Consider the following 21,910-nt stretch of genomic DNA (forward strand, 5'->3'; position numbering starts at 1 on the left):
GCAGCCGGCTGGAAAGGCCATATGACCGGTTGACACAGACAGCAACTTAAACGCAACATATAATGAGGAGGCAACACCATGTTTTGTTTTCAATGTCAGGAAACCGCCAAAAACACCGGATGTACCGTCAGGGGCGTGTGCGGGAAAGAAGAAACCACGGCCAATCTCCAGGATCTGTTGATTTTCAATCTTAAAGGCATCTCGGTACTGGCCAAGCAAGGCAAGGCTGCGGGTGTGGACCTGACCCGGGAAGCGGGCCGGTTTGTGACCAAGGCGTTGTTCACCACCATCACCAATGTGAACTTCAATGATGCCAATCTGGTCAAGTGGATCAAAAAAGCCCAGGAATTCAAAAAAACGGTCAAAGATAAAGTGGAAGGTAAAGCTGCCGGCGCCCTGCCCGACGCCGCCGTGTGGTTTTCAGACAATGAGGCCGAATACCAGGAAAAAGCCAAAAAAGTCGGTGTGCTTGCCACGGAAAACGAAGATGTGCGGTCTTTAAGAGAACTGCTCGTTATCGGGCTGAAAGGGATTGCCGCCTATGCCGACCATGCCGCTATTCTGGGCGTGGAAAAAGACGAGATCTATGAATTCATCCTCAATGCCCTGGCCTCCACCACGGAAGACCTGTCCGTGGACGAGATGGTGGGCATGGTATTGAAAGCCGGCGAGTGCTCCGTGAACACCATGGCCGCCCTGGACCAGGCCAACACGGGTGCCTACGGCAATCCGGAAATCACGGAAGTCAACCTGGGCGTGGGTGCCAACCCCGGTATTCTCATCTCCGGCCATGATCTCAAAGACATGGATGAACTGCTCAAACAGACCGAAGGCACGGGCGTGGATGTCTACACCCACGGCGAGATGCTGCCGGCCAACTATTATCCGGCCTTCAAGAAATATGATCATCTCAAGGGCAACTACGGCGGTTCCTGGTGGCACCAGAATGAGGATTTTGAAACCTTCAACGGTGCGATTCTCATGACCACCAACTGCATTATTCCCATTAAAAAGAAAAACACTTATCAGGACCGCATCTTCACCACGGGCGTGGTGTCCTATCCCGGCCTGACCCATATCCCGGATCGTGAAGACGGCAAAACCAAGGATTTTTCTGAAGTGATTGCATGCGCCAAAAAATGCCAGGCCCCCCAGGAGATCGAGACCGGTACCATCGTCGGTGGATTTGCCCACAACCAGGTCCTGGCCCTGGCCGACAAGGTGGTGGAAGCGGTGAAATCCGGCGCCATCAAACGATTCATTGTCATGGCCGGATGCGACGGCCGCATGAAAAACCGGGAATACTTCACGGAAGTGGCGAAAAACCTGCCCAAAGACACCGTGATCCTTACAGCCGGATGCGCCAAGTACCGGTACAACAAACTGGATCTGGGAGACATCGGCGGTATTCCCAGGGTCCTGGATGCAGGCCAGTGCAACGATTCCTACTCCCTGGCCGTCATCGCCCTGAAGCTCAAGGAGGCATTCGGTGTGGGCCATATCAATGATTTGCCCATCTCCTTTGACATCGGCTGGTATGAGCAGAAAGCCGTGGCCGTGCTTTTGGCCCTGCTGCACCTGGGCGTCAAAGGCATCCGCTTAGGGCCTACGCTGCCGGCATTTGTGTCTCCCACCGTGCTCAACGTGCTGGTGGAAAACTTTGACATCAAACCCACGGGGGATGTAGACGAAGACATCGCCGCCATGATGGCCGGCCACTGATCCGGCCCATCGTTGAAAAACCTTTGAATGTTTGACCGCCAACAAAAAAGCGGCGGTCAAACATTCAGCCTGTTGCCTTCAGACATTTTTTGATTCAACCGTCAGACCCGGCAGAAAAATAATAATCCCTTCCCAAGGAGCCACCCATGAAATCCACGGACCAGCTGAAAAATGAGCATGAAGGAATAAAGATCGTATTTCGTGTGCTCAGAAAAATGTGTGAATCCCTTCAATCAAATCAAACCATTGACACCGGCCATTTTGAGGGAATCCTGGAATTTTTTGAAATATTTGTGGACAAATGCCATCACGGGAAAGAAGAAGACCTGCTGTTTCCAGCCATGGAACAGGCCGGCATTCCCAGGCAGGGACCCATTGAAGCCATGCTGTCGGAACACACCACCGGCCGGGGCCATATCAAAGCCATCCGCCGGAAATTTGCCCGGTTCCAGTCCGGGGACACCGCTGTATCCGAAGCCCTGGCCGATGAATGCGAACAATACATCCTGCTGATGCTCGACCACATCTACAAAGAAAACAACATTCTGTATCCCATGGGAGAAGCCCGTTTTTCCCGGGAAATCGATGAGAAACTGTATCAGGACTTTGACACCCTTGAAACCGAAAGAATCGGCACGGGCAAACATGAAGCCTTTCATCAGATGATCGATGAATTGACGCAAATCTATCTGGACTGATTTTTCATTTCTTAGCACCGGTTATTTCAAATAACATAAGGAGGGAGAATGGACCTGTCTGTTCAATATATGGGCCTTGATCTTCAAAATCCGTTGATCGTGGGAAGTTCGGGTCTGACAAGTTCGGTGAAAAAAATTCAGGAAATCGAGAAAAACGGGGCCGGCGCCGTAATCCTGAAATCCATTTTTGAAGAAGAGATCGCGTTTGAATACACCGATGTTCTCACAATTCCGTTGAGTGGATTTCCTATGCCCGGCGTATCGAAGAAGCCGGCGCAGATGCCCTTGAACTCAACATGTTTTTTCTACCTTCCAGTTTTGAAAGAACGGCACAGGAAACCCAGGGGCTCTATTTCAAGATCATCGAAAAAATGCTTGAAACAGTGGATTTCCCGGTTTCCCTGAAAATAAGCCCCTATTTCACCGACCTGGGACCCATGGTTCAAAAATTGTCCCGGACCGGCGTCAAGGGACTGGTGCTGTTCAACCGGTTTTTCAGCCCGGATTTTGATATTGACCAATTTGACATCCAGCCGTCTTTTTCGTTCAGCACACCCTCGGATCTGGCTGTTTCGCTTCGGTGGATCGCAATGATGTCTGAACGGACAGATTGCGATCTGGCCGCATCCACCGGCATTCACGACAGTAACGCCTTGATCAAGCAGATTCTTGCCGGGGCCAATGCGGTCCAGGCTGTCTCCTGCCTGTATAAAAACGGTACCGGTTACATCAAAACCCTGCTGGAGGGCCTTGAGATCTGGATGCATAACAAGGGATTCAGACAGATTGCCGATTTCAGAGGCAAGATGAGCCAGGCAAAAAGTAAAGACCCCGCGCTTTATGAAAGAACCCAGTTCATGAAATACTTTGGCAGAAAGAAAATGTAAACAACACCGGCCTAAGGAGGGTAACCCATGTCGCAGAAATCTGTTTTGTCATCGCTTCGTTTTTTCCGGCCCCGCGGGGAAAAGCAGGGCTGCCGGGAAGAAAAAACCGCAGCAGGCTGGGCTGAAACCCGCTGCGGTCAAAGAGAATGGGAGGACCTTTACCGGCGCCGCTCTCAGTATGATAAAAAAGTCCGGTCCACCCACGGGGTCAATTGTACGGGCTCCTGTTCCTGGGATGTCTTTGTCAAAGACGGTGTCCTGGTATGGGAGACCCAGGCCACGGACTACCCGGCCTCCGGGGAAGGGGTTCCCAACCACGAGCCGCGCGGCTGCCCCCGGGGGGCCACTTACTCGTGGTACACTTACAGCCCGGTGCGCATGAAACATCCCCTGATCCGGTCATGCCTGCTGGACATGTGGCACCAGGCCCTGGGGGAGACCCATGATCCGGTGGCTGCCTGGGAAAGTATTGCAACAGACAAAGAAAAACGACGACGTTTTCATCAGGCCCGGGGCAAAGGGGGGTTTGTGCGCGTGGACTGGGATGAGGCCGCCACTCTGATTGCCGCGGCCCTGGTTCACACCATCAAAAAATACGGACCGGACCGGGTATTCGGGTTTTCGCCCATTCCGGCCATGTCCATGGTGTGTTATGCCGCCGGGGCGCGGTTCCTGTCACTCATCGGCGCATCCATGCTCAGCTTCTACGACTGGTACTGCGACCTGCCGCCGGCTTCTCCCCAGATATGGGGCGAACAGACGGATGTGCCTGAAAGCGCCGACTGGTTTGAATCATCCTATTTTATTGTCTGGGGCACCAACCTGCCCATGACCCGCACGCCTGATGCCCATTTTTTCACCGAAGCCCGTTACCGGGGAACCCGTGTGGCAGCCGTGGCCCCGGATTACGCCGAATATGTCAAGTTCGCCGACACCTGGCTGCCGGCCCGGGCCGGCACGGACGCGGCCCTGGCCATGGCCATGACCCATGTGATTCTCAAGGAGTTCTACATGGACCGGCAGGTGCCCTATTTCATGGATTACGCCAGACAGTTCACAGACCTGCCTTTTTTAGTGGTGCTTGAACAGGGAACGGACAGCGAAATCCCGGGACGGTTTCTGCGCGCCGCGGATTTCGGTCTGAAAACCAACAACGCCCAATGGAAAACCGTGGTGTATGATGCAGCGTCAGGTGATTTTGCCGTGCCCAACGGGAGTATCGGTTTCCGCTGGAACGAACAGGGCAACTGGAACCTTGAAATGAAGGCGGATGGTGAGCCGGTCTATCCACTGCTGGGGTTTGCAGAACAAAATGACAGCTGGCGCACCGTGGCCTTTCCCGTCTTTACCGAGGCCGGCTCGACCGTCAGAAAAGGGCTGGTACCCTGTAAGACCGTCTCCACCCCGGACGGAGACCTGTGCGTGACCACGGTATTTGACCTGATGGCCGCTCACCTGGGGGTGCCGCAGAAAAATGCCCCCGCGACAACGGAACCGGACTCTTTCGACTATCCTGCAGATTATGATGATCCCGCACCTTTTACACCGGCATGGCAGGAAAAAATCACGGGTGTGCCGGCCCAGGATGCCATCCGGGTGGCACGTGAATTTGCCGACAATGCCGAAAAAACAAGCGGCAAATCCATGATCTTTTTAGGGGCCGGGACCAACCACTGGTACCACAGTGACATGATCTACCGCACCATCATCAACCTGACCACCCTTTGCGGCTGCCAGGGCGTAAACGGCGGCGGATGGGCCCATTATGTGGGCCAGGAAAAAGTGCGGCCCCAGGCAGCCTGGGCCCAGGTGGCCTTCGGCCTGGACTGGCAGCGGCCGCCGCGCCAGCAGAACGGCACCTCTTTTTATTATTTTGCCACGGACCAGTGGCGCTATGACACCCTTCGGCCGGAAACGGTTCAGTCTCCTCTGGCAAAACAGCCGGCAGCGCAACACATGGCCGACTACAACGTGACAGCGGCCCGTCTGGGCTGGCTGCCGTCTTATCCCCAGTTCAACTGCAATCCCGTTGAACTGGTCAAGGAAGCCATGGCTGCCGGGGCATCCACCGATGAGGAGATCGCAGATTTTGCCGTGAAAAAAATCAAAGCCGGCGGGCTGCGGTTTGCTGCACAAGACCCGGATCATCCGGATAATTTCCCGCGCATGCTCTTTCTGTGGCGGGCCAACCTGCTGGGTGCCAGCAGCAAGGGACATGAATATTTTCTCAAACACCTGCTGGGCACGGACCATGCCGTGCTCAATTCAGAAAGTGACCTGCGGCCTCAAGAAATAAAATGGCGGGAGCCGGCCCCGGAAGGCAAATTGGACCTGATGGTCACCCTGGAGCTGCGCATGTCCACCAGTGCCATGTATGCGGACATTGCCCTGCCGGCTGCAGGGTGGTATGAGATGCATGATCTGAGCACCACTGACATGCATCCGTTCATTCACCCGTTCAATCCGGCCATTGATCCGCCCTGGGAAACCCGAACCAACTGGGAACAATTCAAGACCATTGCAGAAAAATTTTCCGAACTGGCATCGGATCATTTGGGCACGGTCAAAGACCTGGTGGCCACCCCCCTGATGCACGACACCCCCGGAGAAATCGCCCAGGACCAGGTGCAGGACTGGCACCGGGGCGAATGCGAACCCGTGCCCGGAAAAACCATGCCCAACCTGACCGTGGTGACCCGGGACTACCCCAATACCTTTAAAAAAATGACCTCCCTGGGCCCCCTGGCCGCATCCGCGGGTGTGGGCGCCAAAGGCGTTATGTGGCATGCAGATGCGGAAACCGAAGCACTAAAAAAATCTCTGGGCAAAGTGACCGAAGGAATCGCCCAGGGACAGCCGATCATGGAAACAGAAAAACAGGCTGCCGAGACCATCCTGATGCTGGCCCCTGAAACCAACGGTGCCACAGCGGTCAAGTCCTGGGAGACGCTGGAAAAACGCACCGGCATGAACCTGCGCCACCTGAGCCAGGGACGGGAAGATGAACGGATCTGTTTCGACGATCTCACCGTCCAGCCGCGCAAGATCATTACATCCCCCATCTGGAGCGGCATTGAATCTGAAGAAAGGCGCTATTCCCCTTTTGTGATCAATATTGAAGAAAAGGTCCCGTTCCGGACCCTCACCGGCCGGGCCCAGTTCTACCAGGACCATCCCTGGATGCGCGATTTCGGTGAACAACTGCCGATTTACCGCCCGCCCCTGACAATCACTCCGGGTGATACCGGCAGTGTGACGCGGGACCCGGACCGGGAAATCGTACTCAACTACCTGACCCCCCATTCCAAATGGTCGATTCACAGCACCTATGCCGATACCCTCACCATGCTGACCCTGTTCCGGGGGGGAGAATCCATCTGGATCAGTGACGCTGACGCAAAAAAAATCAAGGCAAAAGACAATGACTGGCTGGAATGCTTTAACGCCAACGGCGTGGTGATGGCAAAAGCGGTGGTGAGTCCGCGCATCCCGCCGGGCAAGGCGTTCATGTACCATGCCCAGGAGCGGCTGATCAATACGCCGGGCACAGGAATTTCCGGCAAACGGGGCGGTACCCACAACAGCGTGACCCGGATTCTGGTCAAGCCCACCCACATGATCGGCGGTTACGCCCAGTTGAGCTACGGCTTTAATTATTACGGACCCATCGGTTCCCAGCGGGATGAAACCATCATCGTGCGCAAGGCCGGAAAGGTGGAATGGTATGAAGATTAAAGTGCAATACGCCATGGTGATGAACCTGGACAAGTGTATCGGCTGCCACACCTGCAGCATTCCCTGCAAGAATGTGTGGACCAGCCGGGAAGGTGCCGAATACATGTGGTTCAACAATGTGGAGACCAAACCTGGTATCGGGTATCCCGGAAAATGGGAAAACCAGCAGATTTACCGCGGCGGCTGGACCGTGAAGGGCAACCGGCTGAAGCTTGCGGCCGGCGGGCGGATTCACAAGTCAATGAACATTTTTCATAACCCGGACCTGCCAATCATTGATGATTACTATGAACCATGGGATTATGATTACGGCCGCCTGATCAAAAGCCCCCCAAAAAACCACCAGCCAACGGTCCGCTCCCATTCCTGCCTGACCGGAGAACCCATGGATCCTGCATGGGGCCCCAACTGGGAGGATGATCTGGCCGGCCTGTCGGAAACCGGAGCCGGGGATGTCAATTTCAACCGATTGGAGTTCGACACCTACCTTCAGTTTCAGAACCTTTTCATGTTCTGGCTGCCGCGACTGTGCGAACACTGCCTCAATCCGGCCTGTGTGGCATCCTGTCCTTCCGGGGCCCTGTACAAAAGAGACGAAGACGGCATTGTCCTGGTGGACCAGGAACGCTGCCGGGGCTGGCGCTACTGCGTGTCGGGCTGTCCCTACAAAAAGGTATATTTCAACTGGAAGCAGGGCCGGGCCGAAAAATGCATTTTCTGTTATCCCCGCATCGAGGCCGGCCTGCCCACTTTGTGCGCCCACAGCTGTGTGGGCCGCATCCGATATGTGGGGGTGCTGCTGTACGATGCCGACCGCATTCTTGAGGCGGCGGCAGCCCCCCGGGACAAGGATGTCTACCCGGCCCACCTGGATATCCTCATGGACCCGAATGATCCTGAAACAATCCAGGCAGCAAAAGCCCAGGGCATTGCATCCAACGTACTGTCTGCGGCACGCCGCTCTCCGGTATATTCCCTGATCCGGCAATGGCGGCTGGCCCTGCCCCTGCATCCCGAATACCGCACCCTGCCCATGGTCTGGTACATACCCCCCCTCAGCCCGGTCAGCCGCCAGGTGGCCGACACCTCTGAAATTCCGGCAGCCATTGACCAGATGCGGATACCGGTTACCTATCTTGCGAACCTGCTGAGTGCGGGAGACCAGGAACCGGTGCGCCTGGCCCTGGGCAGGCTGGCTGCCTTGCGCCATTACATGCGTCTGCGCCGGGTGGAAAAACAAACCGACACACAGGTGCTGGATGCGGTGGACCTAAGTGCTCAAGATGCGGACCAGATCTATCAACTGCTGGCACTGGCCCCCCTGGCGGAACGGTTCGTGATCCCCACGGCACCTGTGGATGACCCGGCCGTTTTCACCCGCCAGGGCAGATGCGGACTGGGAGAGGCATTTTAAAAAATGACAGAAGACAAAAAACATACACCCATGATCTCTTTATCCGGCACCACATGGCAGGTGCTCTCCGTGCTGCTCGATTACCCGGACAAAAGGCTGCTGCATGATCTTGATCCCATTGCCGCTGCCGCCCGGCAGATCCCCGAACCTGAATTCAAGCATGCGGTGCAAAATTTTCTGACCTATCTTCAAGCCCATGACCTGCTGCGCCTCCAGGAAAATTATACCGCTGCCTTTGATCTTGGTCCGGCCACGACGCTCAACCTGACCTATCACGCCTTTGGTGACAATGAAAAACGCGCTGCCGCTCTGGCAAAACTACAGCACCTGTATGACCGAACCGGCTGGGAACGGACGAGCGGGGATCTTCCCGATTATCTGCCGCTGCTCCTGGAATTTCTTTGGATCCATCCCCGCCTGGAACCGGCAGCAGCAAAACAGATATGGCAATGCCTGAATGCCACAACCCATCTGGTTGCCGGCCTGGAAAAAAAAGCGCCGGCCTATGCCCAACTTCTGCGCCCCCTGGCCCGCCTGGCAGCAGGGGCCGCCACCGGCACAGATCAACAAGACACCCGGATGACAACCCGCCCGTGCACACAAGGAGAATCGACATGACCCTTTGGCATACCCTTATTTTTACCGTTTTCCCGTACATATGTCTGACCACTTTCGTGGTCGGCCATGCTTACCGCTATGTCACCGACCGCTTCGGCTGGAACGTCCGTTCCAGTGAATTTCTTGAAAAAAAATATCTTTTCTACGGATCGATCCTGTTCCATTTTGGCATCATTGCCACCTTTATGGGGCATGCCGGGGGACTGCTCATCCCCCAGCGCGTACTTGATATTTTCGGTATCACGGCCCGGATACACATGACCATCGCCCACTGGAACGGCCTGGCTGTGGGAATTGCGGCATTTGCCGGTATCCTGGTGCTGGGATGGCGCCGGTTGAAACAGCCCCGCCTGAAGATTGTGACCACGCGCAATGACATGGTCACACTGGCGGCCCTGGCCGTGGTGATCGCCACGGGGATGTACAATGTATTGTTCAGCCACTTTAACATGCTGTACAGCGTGGCCCCCTGGATCCGGGGTATCGTCACCTTTACGCCTGACAGCACCCTGATGCTCGACGTACCCTTAAGCTTCCGGGTTCATGTCACCGCAGCCTGGGCTTTGCTGGCAATTTCGCCTTTCACCCGTCTGGTGCATATCTGGAGCGTTCCTTTGTTCTACCTGACACGGCCCTTCATCGTTTTCCGGCGGCAGGCACGGCAGGCCTGACCATGACAGAGCAGGTCAAAGGAAAACACCATTCCCCCCGGTCCGGCATCTGGGCCCGGAGCATCGAGAATCTGAATCCAGCCTATTTTGCCCTGGTGATGTCCACGGGGATCGTTTCCATTGCAGCCCATTACCAGGGATTCAATATGATTGCATGGATACTTCTGGGAATCAACATCCCCGCCTATATCATTTTATGGATCATGTATATCGCCCGGATCCTTTTTTTCACCCGGCGGTTTCAAGAGGACTTCAGGGATCATACCCAGGGCATGGGGTTTTTTACCTGCGTGGCAGCCTCGGGGGTGCTGGGCAGCCAGATACTGATCCTGACCGGAGCAGTGGCCATTGCCGCAACTCTGTGGTATGTAACGATCACACTCTGGCTCTGCCTGATTTACGGCCTGTTCACCGGATTGATCACCAAAGAAAACAAACCGTCCATTGCCGAGGGCATCAACGGCGGATGGCTCCTGGCCGTGGTGGCCACCCAGGCGGTCACCGTTCTGAGTACGGCCATTGCCCCGGATCTGCCGGCCTATCGTGAAACAATCCTGTTTCTGGCCTTCAACACCTGGCTGTTCGGGGGAATGCTCTACATCTGGATCATCGGGTTGATATTTTACCGGTACCTGTTTTTTCATTTCTCTCCCCAGGATCTGACCCCGCCTTACTGGATCAACATGGGGGCGGTGGCTATCACCACTTTGGGCGGTGCCGGCCTGATCGGCCAGGCTGCCGCATCCGGGTTTCTGGCAGAACTGACACCTTTTCTAAAGGGATTCACCTTTTTTTTCTGGGCCACTGCCACCTGGTGGATTCCCATGCTCATCATTTTAGGAATCTGGCGTCACGGAATCCGGCGGTTTCCGTTGCGCTACAGCCCGCTGTTCTGGGGGGCCGTGTTTCCTCTGGGCATGTATACCGTGTGCACCCACCGCCTGGCGGACGTGACCCAGGCCCCTGTGATCGGCATCATTCCCGCAAAATTTGTCTACATTGCCATGACCGCATGGCTCATTACATTTCTGGGAATAGTGCGCGAAATCTGGTCGGCACAAAAAATCAAGCAACGGGAAAAAACTTGACCTGGATCAAATCCATGCAAATGTTGATATGGTACAAAGGAAGTGAACGTTCAATGGTGCTCATGGTCAAATACCGCCATAAGCAGATATGAGAATTTATTCAGAAAAAGGAGGGGTCATGAAAAAAGGAATCAAAGAAACCCGTTTGAAAGTGTTTATCGAAAACGCCCGGATTGTTCCTGAAACCGAATTATCCGACCTGCCCGCGGCAAAACGCGAGGCGGTTACCGGCAAAGCAGGTGTGTGGCTTGAAGTGGCCTGCCCGGACGGCGCTTGTTCCCTGGATGAGAACAAGATCACCCTGCCGGCCGGCGGTGTCGTTCCAAAGGAAACCAAAGGCCTGTGGCTGAACCTTTTCTGCCCGGACAATCAATGCGAAGTGCAGCAGGGGTCTCAACTTCCGTAATCCTTTGAAATATGTTCCACAAAAACTCGGGCACCCTGGTTTTCATGGGTGCCCGTTTGATCAACAGGGTGTGATTTTGCCTGACCGGCCACACCCTGCGTACAAAGGAGAGAATCAATCATGAGTAAAAAAGTGTTCATCGAAACAGAAGAATGTATCGGCTGCGAAACCTGCATTGAGCTTTGTCCGGATGTGTTCGGATTTGACGAAGAGACTGAAAAAGCGTTTGTCATCCAGGCTGAAGGTGGTCCTGAGGATTGTATTGACGAGGCCATCGATACCTGCCCGGTGGAATGTATCCACTGGAAGGAATAGAAATTTTTAATAAATCATTTTGACAACAGAATGTATCCCGCCGTAGGGAGAAAAAAGGGGGTGCCGTGGACATCACAACCAATTACCTGGGTATGAAATTAAACAGTCCTGTCATCGCCGGCAGCTCAGGTCTAACCGATTCGGTGGATAAAATTGAGGCCCTGGCCCATCACGGTGCCGGGGCCGTGGTTCTCAAGTCGATTTTTGAGGAAGAGATCCTGTTCCAATTTGAAGATGTTCTCAAGGATGCTGAAAAAGACGGCGTTGATCTGGACCAGTTCGATTATTTTGATTTTCATCTCAAAGGCAAAAAAATCAACCACTATATCAAACTGATCCAGGCCGCCAAAAAGGCCGTGGATATTCCGGTCATCGCCAGCATCAACTGTGTCAGCTCCCATGAGTGGACGGCATTTGCCGACCGTCTTCAGGATGCCGGAGCCGACGCTTTAGAACTGAACATGTTTTTCCTCCCCTCGGACTTTGAGCGGACTTCTCTGGAGCAGGAGAAAGCCTATTTCAAGGTTATTGACAAGGTGCTGGCCGCCGTCTCCATACCGGTGGCGCTTAAAATCAGCTATTACTTTTCCAGCCTCGGGCCGATGATCCAGCGCCTGTCTAAAACCGGTATCAAAGGGCTCGTTCTGTTCAACCGCTTTTTCAGCCCGGATTTCGATATCGACAAAATGACCGTGAAACCCTCTTTTGTGTTCAGCAGTCCGGCCGAACTGGCCATATCTCTGCGCTGGATCGCCATCATGGCAAACAAGGTGGACTGTGACCTGGCCGCATCCACCGGGGTTCACGATGGTCCGGCCCTGATCAAACAACTCCTTGCCGGTGCCAGATCTGTACAGACGGTCTCCAGCCTCTACCGCAAAGGGCCGGCGCACATTGAAACCATGCTCGACAATCTGAAAACCTGGATGAAGACACATGATTATCATTGCCTTGACGATTTTCGCGGCAGGTTAAGCCAGGAGGCGACCGCCAACCCCGCTGCTTATGAGCGGGTGCAGTTCATGCGTTATTTCGAAGGGGAAAAAGACCTGACTTGATGACACCGGGCATCCTGGTTTTCAGGGGTGCCCGGCATCTTTCCCGTTTTCCGGAACCCGACTCAGAGCAGCCCGATCACCCGGTCGCTGTAAGGGGACGACCCCAGCATCACTGTGATCTGTTTCATAAACCCTCCATAAACGTTGACGTAAAAAAAAATCCCTGGATGTTTTTTATCAGATGGGCGGGGCGATGGTGACGATGATTCTCATCTTTGTATCCGCTTCGACCCCATGGGGTTCCCTGATTTCCGAAATCAGGATATCGCCTTCTTCCGCGGGGATTTTTTCATCGTTTTGAGCAAGGAACCACCCTTTTCCCTCCAGGACCTGAATGGACAGCTCACCGTCCAGATCATGGGAATGAACCGGAAACACCACCCCGGCATCCAGATTGAAATTGATGATTTTAAAATGCTCTGACGTTTCCACCAGAAAAAACCGGTTCATCACGCCGGGCTTGAATTCATTGGTTTCACTGAGTTTGATCACGCGCATGGTTTTGTCTCCTTGAAGTTTCCCTGTTTACGATTGATCCGGTTTCTCCCATAAAGGATCATGACCGAACCGGTCTTTCCACCATGATAGCTTTTATGGACAATATTATGAATGCAAATACCTTGAGTTGTCAACCTAAGCCGCAAAGTCTTTCCTTATCCCTGGCAAACCGGAATGAATGCGAAAAACAATCCTTGACTTTTACAGGCATGATCCCTTTAATCCATAAGGGAACGGTTCATTTAAATCAAGGAGGCAGTCATGCATTTCAAAATCAAAGACAATATTTTCATGGTGGGAAAAATCGACTGGGAATTGCAGCATTTCCACGGGGAAGAATATTCCACCCACCGGGGGTCCACCTATAACGCGTATCTGGTGAAAGATAAGAAAACTGTGCTCATCGACACGGTGTGGTCCCCGTTTTCCAAAGAATTTGTGGAAAACCTCAAAAATGAAATCTCTCTGGATCAGATCGATTACATCATTGCCAATCATGCGGAATCCGATCATTCCGGGGCCCTGCCCGAACTGATGCAGCACATTCCCGACACCCCCATCTACTGCACGGCCAACGGGGTAAAATCCCTCAAAGGTCTGTATCACCAGGACTGGAATTTCCAGGTGGTCAAAACCGGGGACAAGCTCAATATCGGTTCAAAAGACCTGATTTTTATCGAGGCCCCCATGCTTCACTGGCCGGACACCATGTTCTGCTATCTTACCGGCGACAATATCCTGTTCAGCAATGACGGCTTCGGCCAGCACCTGGCCACGGAACTGATGTACAACGATCTGGTGGACCAGGGCGAACTGTTTCAGGAGGCCATCAAATACTATGCCAATATCCTGACCCCTTTCAGTGCCCAGGTAACCAGAAAAATCAAGGAAGTCCTGGCCTTGAACGTGCCCGTGGACATGATCTGCCCCAGTCACGGCGTGATCTGGCGGCAGGATCCCACACAGATCGTGAACAAATATATGGAATGGGCCGATGCGTATGCAGAAAACCAGATCACCCTGATCTACGACACCATGTGGGAAAGCACCCGGAAAATGGCGGAAAACATTGCCAAGGGCATTCTTGCAGCAGACAGTTCCGTCACAGTGAAACTGTTCAATGTGGCCAAGTCCGACAAAAACGATGTCATCACCGAAATTTTCAAGTCCAAAGCGGTTCTGGCCGGATCCCCCACCGTGAACAAGGGGATTCTGTCCGCACTGGCCGGGCTGTTCGAAGAGATCATCGGGCTGCGGTTCAAGGGCAAAAAAGCGGCTGCATTCGGGTCCTACGGCTGGAGCGGGGAATCCGTGAAAGTGATCTCCGACAAACTGGAACAGGGCGGATTTGAGCTGTTGAACGAGGGGTTGCGTGTCCAGTGGAACCCGGACACCCAGGCAAAAGAAAACTGCTTCGATTTCGGGAAAACCCTTGGAGAAGCGCTCAAGTCATGACAAACCAGCCGGCATCCGGCCAGAATTCTCATGGGCTGCAAGCAGAAATTGTCTGTGCCAATACCATTTTATACTGTGAAAAATGGCCGGAAACCGTGGCCTTTTACCAAACCGGGCTCCAGCTGCCCGTGACCGTGTCCAAAGACTGGTTCGTGGAGTTCCGGCTCACGGACACGGCCCGCCTGAGCATTGCCGATGCCGGCCGCACCACCCGGAACACCAGCCGGGGACAAGGGCATCTCATCACCTTTCAGGTCAAGGACATGAAAAAAACCCGGTCCCGGCTGTGCCGGGCCGGGCTGAATCCCACGCCGGTTACCACCCATGCCTGGGGCGCAAAAGTGATGTATCTCACCGATCCTGAAGGCAATTGTCTGGAATTCTGGTGCTGACCAGATAATATGGTGTATCTTCCCACCTTCTTCCGACCTTGAAGAAGATCCAATTGAAAATGCCTACATCCCTTTGCCGAACGGGCAATGGGGGTAGACGCATTCCGGGCAGTCCATACACAACCCGCCATGGCCCAGGAAGGCCAGCTCTTTTTTACCGATATGTTCGCCGGTCAGCAGCCGGGGCAAAATGAGATCCAGCACCGTGGTCCGGTGGTGAAGTCCGCAGGCAGGCACCCCGACCACGGGGATTTTTCCGATATAAGCCACCATGAACATGGCTCCGGGAAGGGCTGCAGCCCCGTAATGCATCTCATCGGCCCCGGCCCGGTGTATGCCTTTCCGGGTCACATCGTCCGGGTCCACGCTCATGCCTCCGGTGAGCAGAATTAAATCACACCCGTTCTTGAGATGGGTTTCGACGGCCTGTTGAATCAGATCGGCATCATCCGGCGCAAAAGAAATGCCGGACACCACGGATCCCAGATCTGCCAGCTTGCTTTCCAGAATCGGAGTAAATTTATCCGTGATCAGGCCGCTGAACACTTCATTGCCCGTGATCACAATACCCGCACGCCGGGAGATCAAGGGAAGGACTTTCAAAATACCGCCGTTTCGGGAGGCAATGGCTGCGGCCCTTTCCACCGGGGCTTTTTGCATCACCAGGGGAACAGCCCTTGTGGCTGCCACCTGACGGCCCCGGGTGACCCGGGTATAACTGTGCAAGGCGGCGCACATCACCTCATCCACCATGTTGAAGGCGGCCAAGCCGGCCTTGTCCACATTCAGAAGCCCGTCCCTTTCCGCATACAGGCAGATCTTGCCCTCTTTCGGGTCATCATGCCAAATGACCCCTTCTCCGGCCAGCCCCTGAGCCAGGATGGCGGCGGCCTGGTCCTCATGGATTTCATCTTCGTCCAGGTCGATGAGATACAAATGGTTTTTCCCCAGTTTCTGCAAATGGCAGATATCTTCATCACATACGGTGTGGCCTTTTCTGAACGCCGGGCCTTTGAACTCTCCAGGCCTGATTTCCGTGATGTCATGGGCCAGGGGTTTTCCCACCGCATCTGTGACACGAATTTTTTTCAACATCCTGGATTCTCCTTTTCAAATGACCGGTGACTGGTCCATATCCGGCCAGGTGATCTCCCTGGCATGGGAAAAATACCCCTGGCCGGCGCACAGCTTGCACACAGGCCGGCCGTTTTCCATTCTGTGCCGGCCGTCTCTGACCACCTGGCCGCACCGGGTGCATGTCTTTTTCTGCCGGGTGGGACCGGGCAGGTCCAGTTCATCGACGGCCACATGGACGGACTGCACCCGGAACAGCACACTTTCAGGCATACGCTGATAAGCGGTCAGCTGTTGTTCTCTTTTATCAGCAATCTCCGGGGCATAGACATCACAAAGATCCCGGGATTCTTCCGTGGAAAGCACTCGAAAAGACTGTCCCGTTTCCAGGTTGACAAAGGTGGCGGCCATGATCCCGTAATCCATGAATTTGAGACTCCGCCGGCCCAGTTTGACGCCCGTGACATGGGCCACGGCATCGGCCGTGCACCGGTCCATCTCCACATACACCAGCAGTTTTTTGATCTGCTCCCGGCAACCGGGGTTGTCCAGACCGATCAGCCGGCATCCGAGCATGGCCATTCTCACCCCCACCACCTGGCCCGGGCACAGGTGCCCGTGGGCTGCGGCTGAACTTTTCAACAGCGTTTCAAAAGCGTCCATGTGGGTCCTTGATTCAATAAAGGGTTCAATACATAACGTAGACTGAGTATAAAGGCAGACCAGAGGTGCCGTCCTTGATATAGATCAAATTCCGGAATAAAATCAATCCATCTTTATATGAAACACCGTCATCGTTAAGGACACACTTCACCACTGGCTTTGTTTGTCTGCAAAGTCCATGATGAAAACCCGATTTGAATTATATTCAGGAAGTGCCTCCTTTGTCTGCTTGATTATCTTTTACAGGTTGTTTTTTTAAGCAGGTGGCCAGCCAAGTTTCATACAGTTTTATATGCGTAGTTCCTTTAATTAAGGACTGACAGTTAGTTGTGCAAAAGGCCGACCAGTCATGTTATTATCGCGCTCTATGGCTTCATTTCTTCATCGACTTTTTTTCTGCTCAAAAAATCTTACCCATAATCTTCACCTAAAAAAATTATCAATTCGCACATGGAACCAATTCATAACCAAGTTGATTGGCTCGCTTTTTAATGCTGTTGATAGCCTTTTGTCTTGTCTGGGCAGTCAAATAATCTTCACCAAGGTCCATGAAATGATCTCCATTTTTTATGATATTGAAAATTGCTTTTGATATTCTATGTGCAATTGCAACGATAGCTTTTTTTGCGCCACGCCTGGACTTCAGCTTAAAATATTTGGCCCTGTAGTATGACCCTTTTTTCCGGACTGCTGCCCAGGCCACTTCGATCAATATGGTTTTGAATGGGTGACTTCTCACAGAAGCTCTGCCACTCTTCCTTTTGCCGGCACTTTCATTATTTCCCGGACATAAGCCTGCCCAAGAGGCAAGCGCAGCTGTACAAATAAATTCATCGAGGGTCACACCAATTTCGCTGACAATTGATTGCGCCGACTTCTTATCAATACCTGGTACCTCATCCAATCGATCCAATAGATCCTGGTGGCCAGAGGTAAGATCTTCTAATCTCCGGGTAATTTCATCGATTTGTTTTTCCAAAGATCTCATTACCTCCATCAGGCCAATTAATTGAAACCGATGATGATCTTCAAAAAAACCCTGAATACTGCGATGCAGTTCGACAACCTTTTTTTTCAGACCGGGTTTGGTATTCTGTTCAATTGTTGCCAAATTCAATTCGGATCCGTCGCATAATAATGAAATCAAATTTTGACCTGTAACTCCAAACAGATCAGATACAACGGAATCGATTTTAATGTTGGCGGTTTCAAACAACTTGTGCACACGTCGTTTAAAATCAGCCAGAGATTCGGTATACGTTCTTCTGATCCTTGTCAGTTCTCTCCACTGGCGTATCTCTTTTGCCGGAATAAAGCTGCCTTTTAAAAGGCCATGTCTCAAGAGCCCGGCAAGCCATTTACTGTCGCTGATATCTGTTTTACGTCCCGGAACATTTTTGATGTGTCTGGCATTTACAAGAATCACTTCCATAAATCCTTCGAGAACGTTATGAACCGGCCGCCAATAAACGCCTGTGCTTTCCATTGCCAATACCGGGCATTCATTGTTCAGCAACCAATTCTTCATCTCGACAAGATCGTTGGTGAACGTACCAAATTCTTTAATCTCATACTGTTCCTTACCGTTATTATCCACAGTGATAAGACAGGCTGAAATTTTTTTCTTATGAACGTCCAAACCGCAACAAACAGGGTGAACAATCTGAATAAATGTGGTATCTAATTTCTTGGTCATAATTATCCTCTTCATTTTTATCGGCTAAATAAAAAAAATTTGATAATTATGACCATTTTTCCAATTTTGCAAGTGTTTCATGTTTTGTTGTGCCCGTCAGGGCATGGATGTTATTAAAAAAAAAGGCAATATATCTCACCGATTTTGAGGAAAATTATCCGGCGTTCCGGTACTGAAGGTCGCACCCGCTACAAAAAAAGTTGTAAAACTTGATCTGAATCAATTCCCGATGAATCCGGCTGTGATATGTCCATATCATAAGAACAAACATACTCTAAAAAAACTATCAAGCCAAGGGAGGAGTTGTCATGGGTGTCAATCGCCGTGAATTTATCAAAACCAGTCTGGCTGCCGGGGCGCTGACGTCCCTGGACCTGAAACTGATGCGGTTTGCAGGGCCGGAAGCCGCATCTGCCGGCGCAAGCGGTGAAACAATAACCCGGACCACCTGCTCCCCCAACTGCACCGGGGCCTGCGGGTTCAACGTGCATGTGAAGGACGGCCGCATCACCACTTTGATCCAGGCGGCGGACTATCCGGAAGACAGTTACAATCCCAGGGGATGCCTGCGGGGACTGTCCATGATGAACCTGGTGTACGGCAAGGACCGGATCAAATATCCTTTGATCCGCACCGGTCCCCGGGGCAGCGGTGAGTTCCGGCGCGCCTCCTGGGATGAGGCCCTGGATTACACTGCGGATAAACTCAAGAAAATAACGAAAAAATACGGGCCTGAAGCCATCGCCACCACGATCCAGGTACCCGGCACAGGCTATGTGCACAAAGGCGCGTTTGTGCGCCTGGCCGGCCTGGCACAATGGACCATCCACCACGGGTATGACCAGAACGGAGACCTGCCCATGTTCTGGCCCATGACCTTCGGGGTCCAGACCGAAGAGCTGGAATCCCTGGAATGGCCCAATGCCGGGTATACCATTGTGCTGGGGTCCAACCTGGTGCAGACCCGGCTGCCGGATGTGCACCATCTCATCGAAGCCAAGAAGACCGGCAAGGTGGTGGTGGTGGACCCGGATTTCTGTTCCACCGCATCCAAGGCTGATGAATGGGTGTCCATCAAGCTGGACACGGACGCGGCCCTGGCCTTAGGGCTCGCCCGGGTGATCATTGACCGGGGGTTGTATGACAAGGCATTTCTCCAGGATTTTACGGATATGCCGGTGCTGGTACGCAAAGACACGGGCAAGCGGCTGCCGGCAGAACAGGTCAAGGCCTTGAAAGCACAGGCTGACCAGATGAAAATCCCCGAATACCGGGACCTGTTTGTGGTGTCCCGGGAAAACCGGCTCACCATTCTGGATCCCGAACACCTGGGATCCACCCATGCCGACCTCACCGGGTCCTACCGGATAGAACTCACCGACGGCACCACGGTGGAGGCGGTCACGGTATTTTCCCTTCTCCGGGAGATGCTGGCCGAATATTCTTTAGAAACCGTGGCACAGATCACCGGGGCCCCGGCCCAAACCATTGAACGCATCGCTGTGGAGGCAGCCACCCGCACCCCGCTGCACATTGTGTACGGGGCCTCCAACTACCAGTGGTATCACGGGGACCTCAAGGGCCGTGCCCTGTCTCTTTTGCCGGTGCTCACCGGCAGCATCGGTGTCAGCGGAGGGGGCATCTCCACCTATGCCGGCCAGTACCGGATCCGGTTTGACGTCAGTGAATGGTGGTTTCCCAAAGAGGGAAAGCTCAACTGGGTGCCCTATCTGCATTTTCTCAATGGCGGCGGCCCCCGGTATCCTGAAAAAGGCATCAAGGCCATGATCGGCGGATGGGGCAACCCCTTTGACCAGCACAACATGTCCAATGCCCTCAAAGACCGGTCCGCATCCGGGGACATCGAATTTGTGGCCACCTTTGACTTCAACATGACCACCACCTGCATGTGGTCGGATGTGGTGTTCCCTGCCACCACCTGGTATGAAAACTATGAGCTCACCGCCACCATCCTGCACCCCTATCTCCAGCTCCAGGAACCGGCCATCGCCCCGTTGTTCGAGGCCCGAACCGGTCTGGCACTCATGCGGGGGCTGGCAAAACGACTCAATCCGGACTGGGAAACCTATTTTTATCCGGATCTGGATGACACAAAAGCCTCCCTTGAGATCATCGATCTGCTGTTGAAAACAGGCGGCATGGAAACCCGCGGCATCACCCTGGACATGGTGAAAAAAGGGCCGGTGCGGCTGCATTCCACTGCTCCTGATGACCGCCAGGTGCCTTTTTACGAGCAGATCCATGACCGGGTGCCGTTCCCGCCCCCCAGCTACCCGGCCCCGCTGCCGGCCACGGCAAGGTTCGTGAAATCCGGCCGCATTGAATTCTACAAGGATGAAGACCTGTTTCTGGCCGAAGGCGAACAGCTGCCGGTATGCAAACCCACCTTTGAAGACACCGAATACAAAGAAGATCCAGACGCTTTGACCAAATACCGGCTGCGGTTTGTGACCAAAAATTCTTTGTACCGGGTTCATTCCACCCATTCCAACAATGTGTGGCTCAATGAACTCCAGGGCCACAAACCCAAGATGTTTTTGAACCCGGCTGATGCGGCGGAGCGCAACATTGCAGCAGACGATCTGGTGGAGGTGTACAACAACCGGGGCAAAACCCGGGCCTGGGCCGTCATCGATCCCGGCTGCCGCCGGGGCACCCTGATATTTGAACAGGGGTGGTGGGCCAAATACCTCCAGGATCAATCCTATAATTCTTTGACCCGTGCCTGGATCAAGCCGCTTCACGAAATCTATTTTGTACCGGGCATCTGGTCCCCCACCACAGTGTGGAACGAGTGCCTGGTGGATGCAAGGAGGATCACCACATGAGAAGAGGAATGGTCATCGATCTTGAAAAATGTATCGGGTGCCGGTCCTGTGCCGTGGCATGCAAGCAGCACAATGCCCAGCCCGCCGGCAGCTGGTGGAACCGGGTGGTCACCCCGGGCAGCGACCGCCACCTGACCGCATCGACCCCGGAGAATCTGTATTTTCTGCCCATCCACTGCCAGCACTGCAACAACGCCCCCTGCGTCAAGGTGTGTCCGGTGGGGGCCACCTATCAGACCGACGACGGCACCGTGCTCATCGATTTTGAACGGTGCATCGGGTGCCGGTACTGCATGGCGGCCTGCCCTTACGGGGTGCGGCAGTTCAACTGGGAATCTTCCAAAGACGGCATGCAGCGGTATGAATACCAGAACAACTATACCTATGGATATCCGGAACCCTTCCGCCTGGACAACCGCCTGGTGTATTCACCTGTGCGCATCAAGGGGGTGGTGGAAAAATGCAATTTCTGCGTGCATTACCAGGACCAGGGGCTGGATCCGGCCTGTGTCCGGGCCTGTCCGGGAAAGGCCCGGCACGTGGGGGATCTGGATGATCCGGACAGCCGGGTATCTGAAATGATCCGGCAGATGAACGGATTTACCCTGCTGCCGGAAAAAGGCACCCGGCCCAATGTGTATTACCTGCCCCCCAAACGAAAGGAGGTGTGA

19 protein-coding genes are annotated in these 21,910 nt (G+C 53.7%); 15 read left to right on the plus strand and 4 right to left on the minus strand.

The features are described 5' to 3' along the window. Positions 1-78: 78 nt before the first annotated feature. The 11 genes from hcp to K365_RS0118015 all read left to right on the plus strand — a co-directional run bounded on the left by hcp (position 79) and on the right by K365_RS0118015 (position 12,612). Positions 79-1,722, plus strand: coding sequence for a hydroxylamine reductase (gene hcp / locus K365_RS0117965; RefSeq protein ID WP_024335699.1), 1,644 nt, complete (start codon positions 79-81; stop codon positions 1,720-1,722). 146 nt (positions 1,723-1,868) lie between these two features. Then, entirely contained in the window at positions 1,869-2,420 is a 552-nt protein-coding gene (locus tag K365_RS0117970; RefSeq protein ID WP_024335700.1) for a hemerythrin domain-containing protein, read from the plus strand. 296 nt (positions 2,421-2,716) lie between these two features. Further along, positions 2,717-3,307, plus strand: coding sequence for a beta/alpha barrel domain-containing protein (locus tag K365_RS25920; protein WP_245569203.1), 591 nt, complete (start codon positions 2,717-2,719; stop codon positions 3,305-3,307). 27 nt (positions 3,308-3,334) lie between these two features. Then, the gene (locus K365_RS0117980) at positions 3,335-7,042 is read left to right on the plus strand and encodes a nitrate reductase subunit alpha (protein WP_024335701.1); all 3,708 of its coding nucleotides are present in this window, start codon (positions 3,335-3,337) and stop codon (positions 7,040-7,042) included. After that, on the plus strand, positions 7,032-8,456 hold the full coding sequence (gene narH / locus K365_RS0117985; RefSeq protein ID WP_024335702.1) for a nitrate reductase subunit beta: 1,425 nt from the start codon (positions 7,032-7,034) through the stop codon (positions 8,454-8,456). Before K365_RS0117980 ends, narH begins: the two co-directional genes overlap by 11 nt. Before the next feature lie 3 nt (positions 8,457-8,459). Beyond that, positions 8,460-9,074 (plus strand): nitrate reductase molybdenum cofactor assembly chaperone, encoded by a 615-nt coding sequence (gene narJ / locus K365_RS26755; RefSeq protein WP_029725519.1) that lies wholly within the window; start codon positions 8,460-8,462, stop codon positions 9,072-9,074. After that, positions 9,071-9,745 carry a respiratory nitrate reductase subunit gamma gene (narI, locus tag K365_RS0117995; RefSeq protein WP_024335704.1) on the plus strand — a complete coding sequence of 225 codons (675 nt, stop codon included), beginning with the start codon at positions 9,071-9,073 and terminating at the stop codon, positions 9,743-9,745. Before narJ ends, narI begins: the two co-directional genes overlap by 4 nt. Positions 9,746-9,747: 2 nt before the next feature. Further along, positions 9,748-10,833: a tellurite resistance/C4-dicarboxylate transporter family protein gene (locus K365_RS0118000; RefSeq protein WP_024335705.1), complete on the plus strand. Its 1,086-nt coding sequence runs from the start codon at positions 9,748-9,750 to the stop codon at positions 10,831-10,833. A gap of 118 nt (positions 10,834-10,951) precedes the next feature. Beyond that, a complete protein-coding gene (locus K365_RS0118005; protein WP_024335706.1) occupies positions 10,952-11,239 on the plus strand; it encodes a hypothetical protein in 288 nt (95 codons plus the stop codon). A gap of 120 nt (positions 11,240-11,359) precedes the next feature. Next, positions 11,360-11,554, plus strand: coding sequence for a ferredoxin (locus K365_RS0118010; protein WP_024335707.1), 195 nt, complete (start codon positions 11,360-11,362; stop codon positions 11,552-11,554). Positions 11,555-11,619: 65 nt separating this feature from the next. After that, a complete protein-coding gene (locus K365_RS0118015) occupies positions 11,620-12,612 on the plus strand; it encodes a dihydroorotate dehydrogenase-like protein (RefSeq protein WP_024335708.1) in 993 nt (330 codons plus the stop codon). 177 nt (positions 12,613-12,789) lie between these two features. On the opposite strand, the gene K365_RS0118025 is transcribed toward K365_RS0118015, so the two are convergent. Beyond that, positions 12,790-13,110 (minus strand): cupin domain-containing protein, encoded by a 321-nt coding sequence (locus K365_RS0118025; protein WP_024335710.1) that lies wholly within the window; start codon positions 13,108-13,110, stop codon positions 12,790-12,792. A 261-nt stretch (positions 13,111-13,371) separates the two neighbouring features. Between K365_RS0118025 and K365_RS0118030 the strand changes: the two genes are divergently transcribed. Both K365_RS0118030 and K365_RS0118035 read left to right on the plus strand, forming a co-directional pair. Then, on the plus strand, positions 13,372-14,565 hold the full coding sequence (locus K365_RS0118030) for an anaerobic nitric oxide reductase flavorubredoxin (RefSeq protein ID WP_024335711.1): 1,194 nt from the start codon (positions 13,372-13,374) through the stop codon (positions 14,563-14,565). Beyond that, positions 14,562-14,957 (plus strand): VOC family protein, encoded by a 396-nt coding sequence (locus tag K365_RS0118035; RefSeq protein WP_006968776.1) that lies wholly within the window; start codon positions 14,562-14,564, stop codon positions 14,955-14,957. Before K365_RS0118030 ends, K365_RS0118035 begins: the two co-directional genes overlap by 4 nt. Before the next feature lie 63 nt (positions 14,958-15,020). On the opposite strand, the gene K365_RS0118040 is transcribed toward K365_RS0118035, so the two are convergent. The 3 genes from K365_RS0118040 to K365_RS0118050 form a co-directional block, all read right to left on the minus strand. Further along, positions 15,021-16,052 (minus strand): molybdopterin-binding protein, encoded by a 1,032-nt coding sequence (locus K365_RS0118040; RefSeq protein WP_024335712.1) that lies wholly within the window; start codon positions 16,050-16,052, stop codon positions 15,021-15,023. Between the two features lie 15 nt (positions 16,053-16,067). Beyond that, on the minus strand, positions 16,068-16,694 hold the full coding sequence (locus K365_RS0118045) for an FmdE family protein (RefSeq protein ID WP_006968778.1): 627 nt from the start codon (positions 16,692-16,694) through the stop codon (positions 16,068-16,070). A 439-nt stretch (positions 16,695-17,133) separates the two neighbouring features. Then, positions 17,134-18,390, minus strand: a complete 1,257-nt coding sequence (locus tag K365_RS0118050; protein WP_029724930.1) for an IS110 family RNA-guided transposase — start codon at positions 18,388-18,390, stop codon at positions 17,134-17,136. A 308-nt stretch (positions 18,391-18,698) separates the two neighbouring features. Here K365_RS0118050 and K365_RS0118060 point away from each other — a divergent pair, with 308 nt between their 5' ends. Then, entirely contained in the window at positions 18,699-21,239 is a 2,541-nt protein-coding gene (locus tag K365_RS0118060) for a molybdopterin-dependent oxidoreductase (protein ID WP_024335713.1), read from the plus strand. Then, complete coding sequence (locus K365_RS0118065; protein ID WP_024335714.1) at positions 21,236-21,910, plus strand: 4Fe-4S dicluster domain-containing protein; 675 nt, start codon at positions 21,236-21,238, stop codon at positions 21,908-21,910. The genes K365_RS0118060 and K365_RS0118065 overlap by 4 nt, the downstream gene beginning before the upstream one ends.

The organism is Desulfotignum balticum DSM 7044 (assembly GCF_000421285.1).
In the GTDB taxonomy this organism is placed as follows: Bacteria; Desulfobacterota; Desulfobacteria; order Desulfobacterales; family Desulfobacteraceae; genus Desulfotignum; species Desulfotignum balticum.

Excerpts from the sequence above, each read along its gene's own strand:
- hcp (WP_024335699.1), top strand. The coding sequence starts at position 79 with ATGTTTTGTTTTCAATGTCAGGAAACCGCCAAAAACACCGGATGTACC.
- K365_RS0117970 (WP_024335700.1), top strand. The coding sequence starts at position 1,869 with ATGAAATCCACGGACCAGCTGAAAAATGAGCATGAAGGAATAAAGATC.
- K365_RS25920 (WP_245569203.1), top strand. The coding sequence starts at position 2,717 with ATGTTTTTTCTACCTTCCAGTTTTGAAAGAACGGCACAGGAAACCCAG.
- K365_RS0117980 (WP_024335701.1), top strand. The coding sequence starts at position 3,335 with ATGTCGCAGAAATCTGTTTTGTCATCGCTTCGTTTTTTCCGGCCCCGC.
- narH (WP_024335702.1), top strand. The coding sequence starts at position 7,032 with ATGAAGATTAAAGTGCAATACGCCATGGTGATGAACCTGGACAAGTGT.
- narJ (WP_029725519.1), top strand. The coding sequence starts at position 8,460 with ATGACAGAAGACAAAAAACATACACCCATGATCTCTTTATCCGGCACC.
- narI (WP_024335704.1), top strand. The coding sequence starts at position 9,071 with ATGACCCTTTGGCATACCCTTATTTTTACCGTTTTCCCGTACATATGT.
- K365_RS0118000 (WP_024335705.1), top strand. The coding sequence starts at position 9,748 with ATGACAGAGCAGGTCAAAGGAAAACACCATTCCCCCCGGTCCGGCATC.
- K365_RS0118005 (WP_024335706.1), top strand. The coding sequence starts at position 10,952 with ATGAAAAAAGGAATCAAAGAAACCCGTTTGAAAGTGTTTATCGAAAAC.
- K365_RS0118010 (WP_024335707.1), top strand. The coding sequence starts at position 11,360 with ATGAGTAAAAAAGTGTTCATCGAAACAGAAGAATGTATCGGCTGCGAA.
- K365_RS0118025 (WP_024335710.1), bottom strand. The coding sequence starts at position 13,110 with ATGCGCGTGATCAAACTCAGTGAAACCAATGAATTCAAGCCCGGCGTG.
- K365_RS0118030 (WP_024335711.1), top strand. The coding sequence starts at position 13,372 with ATGCATTTCAAAATCAAAGACAATATTTTCATGGTGGGAAAAATCGAC.
- K365_RS0118035 (WP_006968776.1), top strand. The coding sequence starts at position 14,562 with ATGACAAACCAGCCGGCATCCGGCCAGAATTCTCATGGGCTGCAAGCA.
- K365_RS0118040 (WP_024335712.1), bottom strand. The coding sequence starts at position 16,052 with ATGTTGAAAAAAATTCGTGTCACAGATGCGGTGGGAAAACCCCTGGCC.
- K365_RS0118045 (WP_006968778.1), bottom strand. The coding sequence starts at position 16,694 with ATGGACGCTTTTGAAACGCTGTTGAAAAGTTCAGCCGCAGCCCACGGG.
- K365_RS0118050 (WP_029724930.1), bottom strand. The coding sequence starts at position 18,390 with ATGACCAAGAAATTAGATACCACATTTATTCAGATTGTTCACCCTGTT.
- K365_RS0118060 (WP_024335713.1), top strand. The coding sequence starts at position 18,699 with ATGGGTGTCAATCGCCGTGAATTTATCAAAACCAGTCTGGCTGCCGGG.
- K365_RS0118065 (WP_024335714.1), top strand. The coding sequence starts at position 21,236 with ATGAGAAGAGGAATGGTCATCGATCTTGAAAAATGTATCGGGTGCCGG.